6 protein-coding genes are annotated in these 6,820 nt (G+C 73.8%); 2 read left to right on the top strand and 4 right to left on the bottom strand.

Going from position 1 to position 6,820, the window contains the following annotated elements; genetic code table 11:
- Positions 1-402: 402 nt before the first annotated feature.
- Positions 403-1,293, top strand: coding sequence for a hypothetical protein (locus ND748_RS21500; protein ID WP_251747791.1), 891 nt, complete (start codon positions 403-405; stop codon positions 1,291-1,293).
- A 62-nt stretch (positions 1,294-1,355) separates the two neighbouring features.
- Here ND748_RS21500 and ND748_RS21495 read toward each other — a convergent pair whose 3' ends face one another.
- The 3 genes from ND748_RS21495 to ND748_RS21485 form a co-directional block, all read right to left on the bottom strand.
- Positions 1,356-2,786: an effector-associated domain EAD1-containing protein gene (locus ND748_RS21495; protein WP_251747790.1), complete on the bottom strand. Its 1,431-nt coding sequence runs from the start codon at positions 2,784-2,786 to the stop codon at positions 1,356-1,358.
- 89 nt (positions 2,787-2,875) lie between these two features.
- A complete protein-coding gene (locus ND748_RS21490; protein ID WP_308205686.1) occupies positions 2,876-3,865 on the bottom strand; it encodes a malate dehydrogenase in 990 nt (329 codons plus the stop codon).
- A gap of 293 nt (positions 3,866-4,158) precedes the next feature.
- Positions 4,159-5,451, bottom strand: coding sequence for an ABC transporter substrate-binding protein (locus ND748_RS21485; RefSeq protein WP_251747788.1), 1,293 nt, complete (start codon positions 5,449-5,451; stop codon positions 4,159-4,161).
- A gap of 186 nt (positions 5,452-5,637) precedes the next feature.
- On the opposite strand from ND748_RS21485, the gene ND748_RS21480 reads away from it, so the two are divergent.
- Positions 5,638-5,937, top strand: coding sequence for a SelT/SelW/SelH family protein (locus tag ND748_RS21480; RefSeq protein ID WP_251747787.1), 300 nt, complete (start codon positions 5,638-5,640; stop codon positions 5,935-5,937).
- Between the two features lie 117 nt (positions 5,938-6,054).
- On the opposite strand, the gene ND748_RS21475 is transcribed toward ND748_RS21480, so the two are convergent.
- On the bottom strand, positions 6,055-6,474 hold the full coding sequence (locus tag ND748_RS21475) for a heme-binding protein (protein ID WP_251747786.1): 420 nt from the start codon (positions 6,472-6,474) through the stop codon (positions 6,055-6,057).
- Between the last annotated feature and the right edge of the window lie 346 nt (positions 6,475-6,820).

Here is a 6,820-nt window from a genome sequence, read left to right as displayed (position 1 = left end):
CCCGCCCTACTGGGCTGGGGCTCCGCCGCCGGCCGGTCGTCGTCCGCGGGACAGCCGGCGTCCCCACCCGGGGACGCAGCGCCCGCTGCGGGCATCGGCGACACCCGAGCGCGTCCCCCGGTCCCCCGGGAGACCGCGATCGCCCGCGACCCGAAGTCTCCGGACGGCCCGCCGCCGCCCGACCACCCACCGCTGCCTCACCACCCACCGCTGCCTGACCACCCACCGCTGTCTGACCACCCACCGTCATCGGACGACTCACCGTCGTCGGACAGCCCGCTTCTTCCTGACAGCCTGCTTCTCCGGGACGGCCCTCCCGCACCGGACGCCCCAGCCGGCGAGGTCGCCCGGGAGATCGTGGCCGTCCGGGTCGTTGAGAGCCCCGGGGGCAGGACGGACCCCGTGGCCGTCGCGGTCGGGCCGGACGAACCGCTCGCGTTGAACACCGCGGCGTTCTCGGCCACCGCCACCGCCACCGCCCCGGCACAGAGCGACCCGACCGATCCGACCAGCCCTGCCGCCGACGTCCCCGCCGCGCCGGGTGTGGTCGCGCAGGCGCCCCCGTCGATGATCGCGGCGGCACCCGATTCGGGTGTCGAAGGCGCGGCCCTGGTTGCGGTGGACGCGCTCACGATGGCCGACGCGTTCGTCGCCCGGCTGGCCGAACTACCCGTCCAGCAGGCCAGCGCGTACGCCCGGATCCTGCGCGCGGACCTGCTGTTCCGGCTGGGGCGGGCGGCCGAGGCCGGCGGCGCGCTGGACGCGGTGGAGACGGCAGGCGGCGCCGACGACGCAACGCTCGCGCACGCGGCCCTGGTGCGAGGCGACTGGGCCGGCTTCCCAGACGGCGGGGCGCAGACTCTTGGTCGCCGGCCGGACGGCTCGCCGATCCCCTCGGGCCGCCCGGCCTACCTGGACCGGGCCGAGGAGTTGTGGCGACGGTCGCTGGCCGCCTACGGCCGCATCAGCTCCGATGCCGGGCGGGCCGCCGGGCTACTCCGGCTCGCCGAGGCACCGACCGCCACGGGCCGTCCGATCCTGCGTCGCGCTCGCATCGACGAGGCCGCGCGCCGCGCGCGGGCCGCCGGCGACGACGCCCTCACCTGGACCGCCCGGGTACACAGCCTGATCGAACGAGCCCGGACCGGCGAGGCGTCCACGGCGGAGCTGCGGACCATGATGACGGCGCTGACGGAATGGAGCCGCTTCGACGGGAGCACCAGCTACGGCCGTGGCCTGAGCCAGCTCCTCGCGGCGGCGACCGGCGGCGCGGTGACCGTGAGCACCGCATGACCAGGCCGCCGTGGACCGGTCCGGGCGGTGGCGGGCGGTGCGGATCAGCCGGGCGGTGCGGATCAGCCGCGCTGGCCGGGAAACGGGGGCGGCGAGCCCGAACGCTTCCGGCGTCCTCGGAGTACCCCGCTCCGTCCGCGCGTGTCGTCCTCACCCGGCAGGCCCAGCGCCCCGGCGCCCGACGATGCCGGAGTCGTGGCGGCCCCGGCATCGTCGGCCGCGACAGGCGCGGTTTCGCCCTCCGGGATGCCACGCGGCTCAGCCGTGAGCGCGAGGTCACCACGCGGCTCGGACGGGAGCCCGGACGGGAGCGTGGACGTGAGCAGGGTGGCGGCGCCTGGCAGGCTCGCCTCCGCGCCGGCGGGCACGTTCACGGCCGGGGGCGGCGCGGCGGCGGGGTCGTCACCACGGGGCGGATTCGCGGGATGGCCGGGCAGGGTCACCCAGGCGGTGCCGGTGTACTTGTCGCCGACGGACACGTCGATCTTGCGGAACTTCGCCGGGTCGAGATCCCGCAGCCGCTCGGCGGCGGTGTCCCGGTAGTACTCCGGAGACAGCGCGAGAACCAGGTCGGCGTCCGGGTAGCGCTCCAGCATGCCGCGCACCTGGGGGGCGTCGATCAGCCGGGCGGCGACCACCACCGCGTCGCCCGAGGCACCGGCTCCATCGATGATCACTTCCCCGTGGTGCAGCGACATCCGCAGCCGCAGCCGGCTGCCGGCATCGCGCCCGTTGTTGTAGGAGCGCTGGGCGATCTGCAGCTCGCGGACGAAGTCGCTGGCGAGGGTCACCTTGGCGACGGAAGCGGCCACGGCGCCGAGGAAACCGTCGCCCTGGTCCTGCAGCAGCCGGATCGACTCCGCCGGCAACCGCAGCCCCGCGATGGCCGCCGCGACGAGCTCCCGCAATGCCGCCCGCCAGTCAAGCTGACCGAGCATGCCGCGCCGGCTGTACTGCCGGGCGTCCAGGAAGAACAGGCTTACCGGCTCCGGCAGGCCCGCGGCCGACCATCCCCGCTCCCGTGCGGCCGGGAGGATGTCCCGCGGCGCATCGACGTCGAGGGCAACCGGGATACGGCGGTCGAGGGCAGCCGGGAGGCCGCGGTGGATCGCGAAGACCTCGCTGGCCGGGAACTCCTCCGCCGCGGCGGCCAGCAGGCGCGCCCGGCCCTCGACGAGCAGACCGTTCTCGAGCTGCCCCGAGATCTCCCACCAGTAGTCGTACGGCATGCCGACGAGCTCCGGCACCCGGGCGCGGGGGAAGCCGGCACGCACCAGGAGCTGTCTCGCCCTGATCTGCGTGCCGAACGCGTCGGCGAGCGCCCTGATCTCGACATCGCTCAGCCGCTGCGTCACGAGTCCCCCGAACCGGTACCAGAATGCGGCGGACGCCGACAGATCTCCGCCGGCCGGCGCGTTTTCCGCGATCATTCTAATCCCGGGACCGGCCGCTTCGACCAGGTACGTCACGTCCGCGACAGACTCGGTGCACATCGGAGTCGGCGGCGCGCGGACGGTGGGGTGCCGTCCGCGCGGCGCCGCGGAAGGTGCGCTTGCGCCTCGCGGCGCTGCTCCGGGTCAGCTCAGATGAGGCCGAGCGCGCGGACGGCGTCGCGCTCCTCGGTGAGCTCACGCACCGAGGCGTCGATCTTCTCCCGGGAGAAGGCGTCGAGCTCCAGACCCTGCACGATCTCGAACTTCCCGCCGGCGGCGGTGACCGGGAACGAGGAGATGAGTCCCTCGGGCACGCCGTACGAGCCGTCGGACGGGATCGCCGCGGAGGTCCAGTCACCCTCGGGGGTGCCGTTGGTCCAGGTGTAGACGTGGTCGATGGCGGCGGAGGCGGCCGAGGCGGCCGACGAGGCGCCGCGGACCTCGATGATCTCGGCGCCGCGCTTGGCCACCCGCGGGATGAACTCCTCGGCGATCCACTTCTGGTCGCCGACGGCCTCGGCGCCGCTGCGGCCCCCGACCTGGGCGTGGAAGATGTCCGGGTACTGGGTGGCCGAGTGGTTGCCCCAGATGGTGATCTTGCGGATCTCGGCGCTGGGAACGCCGAGCTTCTTCGCCAACTGCGCGATCGCGCGGTTGTGGTCGAGGCGCGTCATGGCGGTGAACCGCTCGGCGGGCACGTCCGGCGCGTGCGTCTGGGCGATGAGTGCGTTCGTGTTCGCCGGGTTGCCGACGACCAGGACCCTGATGTCCTGCGCCGCGCCGCTGTTGATCGCCTCGCCCTGCGGCTTGAAGATGCCGCCGTTGGCGGACAGCAGGTCGCCGCGCTCCATGCCCTTGGTCCGGGGGCGGGCGCCGACGAGCAGGGCGACGTTGGTGCCCTCGAACGCCCGCTTGGCGTCGTCGAACACATCCACCCCGGCCAGCAGCGGGAACGCGCTGTCCTCCAGCTCCAGGGCGGTGCCCTCGGCCGCCCGGACGGCCTGCGGGATCTCCAGCAGCCGCAGCTTCACCGGCGTGTCCGCGCCCAACAGCTGGCCCGACGCGATGCGGAACAGCAGCGCGTAGCCGATCTGGCCGGCGGCGCCGGTGACGGTGACGTTGACGGGCGTTGAACTCACTGGCATCTCCTGGTACAGGTCATCCGGAAGCTTGGGCGGCGGACCGGGACGACCGGCGGCGATCGTGGACCGGCCCACGAAATGCGATGTCTTTCCTTCGCCCCAACGATGCTAGTCCGACCGCCTGCAACACGGGGAGCTTGGCGGGGCGGAGCCGCTCACACCCCTCGGACAGGCCGTACCCCGGCCGGCGGGCGGGCCGCTGTCAGGTGCGCGGACGTGCGCGGACGGCCCGCGAGGGGCGGGTGCGCCGAGGCTTCGCACCGCCGGCGACTCCCCGGCGGTGCCGGCCCCTACTGGCCGATCTCGTCCCCGCAGCGGGGCGCCGGCGGCACGAGCTCGAAATGCTTCGCGTCCGCGGTGACCTGAAGAAAGGTATAGCAGCGGTTGATCTGCCCGAAATGCGAGGAGAAATCGATCGGCGCGGGCAGCAGACCCTCGGCGTCGTAGCCCTTCAGCCCGCGCAGCCCGCGCATGAACGACTCCCGGCTCGGGCACGGCCCGGCCGCGGCGAGGCCCCGCAGGAAGATGTCGGCCGAGATCCAGCCGGACAGGGCGGCCTGTTGGGCCGGCGGCGACACCTGCGGGGCGTACTTGAGCATCCCGGCGAGGAAGCGCTGGTGCGCGGGCGTGCCCACCTCGAACGGCTGGTAGTCGACGAACGTGTAGAGGCCGGCGAGCACCGGGCCGAAGACCTGCAACAGCCGCTGGTCGTAGCTGACGGGCGACAGGATCACCCGCAGGTTCGCGCGGGCGGCCCGGGCGCCCACGACCACCTGGCCGAAGGCGGCGCCGGTGACCGCGCCGACCAGGACGTCGGCGCCGCTGGCCCGCACCTTCTCGCCGATGCCGGGGATGTCGATCGGGCCGGTCGCGTCGACGCGGCCGACGACCCGGATGCCTGCCGCCTGCAGGCTCAGCGCCAGCTTGTCCGCCATCGTCATCGACGTCGCCGAGAACGCCGACTGCGCGATGACCGCGGTGCGCCCGCCGCGCTCGGCCACGAACGCACCCCAGGTGGTGACGGACGGCCCGTCCGAGATCATGTTTGAGTAGCTGAACATGTTGTCGTTCTGCGTCCAGGCGGCCTCCAGCGACGTGCCCGTCACCGGCACCCGGGCGTCGTGCAGGTAGGCCGCGGAGCCGCTGGCCACCGAGGTCGACTCGATGATGCCGAAGACCCGGTCGGTCTGGACCAGCGCGCGGGCACCCGCCTCGTTGCCCGCCGGGTTCGAGGCGTCGTCTCGCCAGGTGTAGTGGACCTGGCGACCGCCGACGCCGCCGGCCTCGTCGGCGACCCCGAGGCGCGCGTCGACACCGGCCCGAAACGGCGCGAACAGCGACGCCGCGTTGCCGGTGTCCGGGTAGAGCAGCCCGAGGCGCACGGCGTCCGGGGTGATGCCCGGCTCGGTGCAGGCCGGCGCCGCCGGCTTCGCGTCGTTGGTGGAGACTCGGCAGCCGACCGCCCCCAGCGCGACCGCGCAACCGAGCAGGCCGACGAGGATGCGGCGGTGGGCCCGCGCTCGACGCCACGGCCCGCCCCGCGGTCCACGCCGGCCGGCGGCCGGAACCGTGACGCTGCTCACTCCACTAACCTTGACGCAGAATGCCACGCTCCGGTGCCATTCCGTTGATTTTGTGAGATTCGCCGGAGCCGCATTGGGTGGGTTTGGGCTTCCGGTGGCGCCGCCGGCCGGCTGGTTCCCGCAGCAGGCGGGAAGGAGGAGGCGTAGCGACCGAGGCGGAAAGGATGAGGCAGGGAGGATGGAGCGATGGCCGCGGCGAAACCGACCCTGAAGATCGAGTACTGCACCCGTTGCCGCTGGCTACCGCGGGCGGCCTGGCTCGCTCAGGAGCTGCTGACCACCTTCGAGGGGGACCTGGCCGGGGTCTGCCTGGTGCCCGGGACGGGCGGGGTGTTCCTCGTGCGGCTCGGCGATCGGGTCCTCTGGGACCGCCGCGAGCAGGGCTTTCCCGAACCGTCCGCCGTCAAGCGGCTCGTGCGGGACGAGGTTGCGCCCGGCCGGCCACTGGGCCATGTGGAGGCGTCGCCCAGCGATCCGGACGCCTGAACCCGCTACTCGCCCCGGCGCGGCGAGACCAGAGCGCGGGAGTTCGGAACGCGGGAGTTCGGAACACGGGAGTTCGGAACACGGGAGTTCGGAACACGGGAGTTCGGAACGGGGAAGTCAGAACGCCGCGGCGGCGGCTCGGGCGATGGCCTCGTCCAGCGGTGCGGGACCGCCGCTGACCCCGACGGCGCCGACGATGGTCCCGTCACGCCGCAGCGGCAGCGCGCCGGTCAGGCCCGCGCCGGGCTCGGCCGGTGGGCGTTCCCAGCCGCCGTACCCCTCGTCCCCGGCCACGGCGGGGCCGCCCTCGCCCCCGGTGTGGCTCACCAGGCGGGCCGGTGCGGCGGAGACCCGCGCCGCGCACGCCCGGTCCACCGAGATGTCGGCGGTCTGCAGACGGGCGTTGCCCATCCGGACATGGGCCACCAAAATGCCCGCGTAGTCGACGACGGCGATGTTAACCGGTTGGCCGAGGTGAATCGCATATCTTTCCCCGGCGGCGATGATCCGACGGGCATCCTCGAGCGATACGGTCATCCGCGACTCTCCCCATAAAGCGGCGTTCCGGTGCGCCTGACCATAGGCCCAGATCGGCCGTCGGGTGGTGGAAGGCGCGCCGCAGAACAACCGTCGCTCACGGCGGTTCCCCATGCGAGCGGTGGAACACAGAAGGACACAGGTTGCCCGCGGCCGGGGCGGTGGCACCGCGGTCGGGGCGTGGAACACCGGGAAACAGTGAGGTCGCGCCGGGCAGGTCGCGCGGTGGCGCCGTCCGCGCTGCCGTCGGCCGGCGGTGGAGCCCGGGGTTTCCCGCCGGCCCCGGCCCGCCACCGGGGTCGCCCGCTCGGGCCAGTCGAGTGGCCCGAGCGGACCACCACCGCCG

The sequence above is a fragment of the Frankia sp. AiPs1 genome (assembly GCF_023716945.1).
Lineage (GTDB): Bacteria > Actinomycetota > Actinomycetes > Frankiales > Frankiaceae > Frankia.
The sequence above is the reverse complement of the archived record's forward strand: the minus strand, read 5'-3'. Positions and strand labels throughout refer to the sequence as shown.

Coding starts and splice junctions, on each gene's coding strand:
- ND748_RS21495 (WP_251747790.1), bottom strand. CDS start 2,786: ATGTGCACCGAGTCTGTCGCGGACGTGACGTACCTGGTCGAAGCGGCC.
- ND748_RS21480 (WP_251747787.1), top strand. CDS start 5,638: ATGGCCGCGGCGAAACCGACCCTGAAGATCGAGTACTGCACCCGTTGC.
- ND748_RS21475 (WP_251747786.1), bottom strand. CDS start 6,474: ATGACCGTATCGCTCGAGGATGCCCGTCGGATCATCGCCGCCGGGGAA.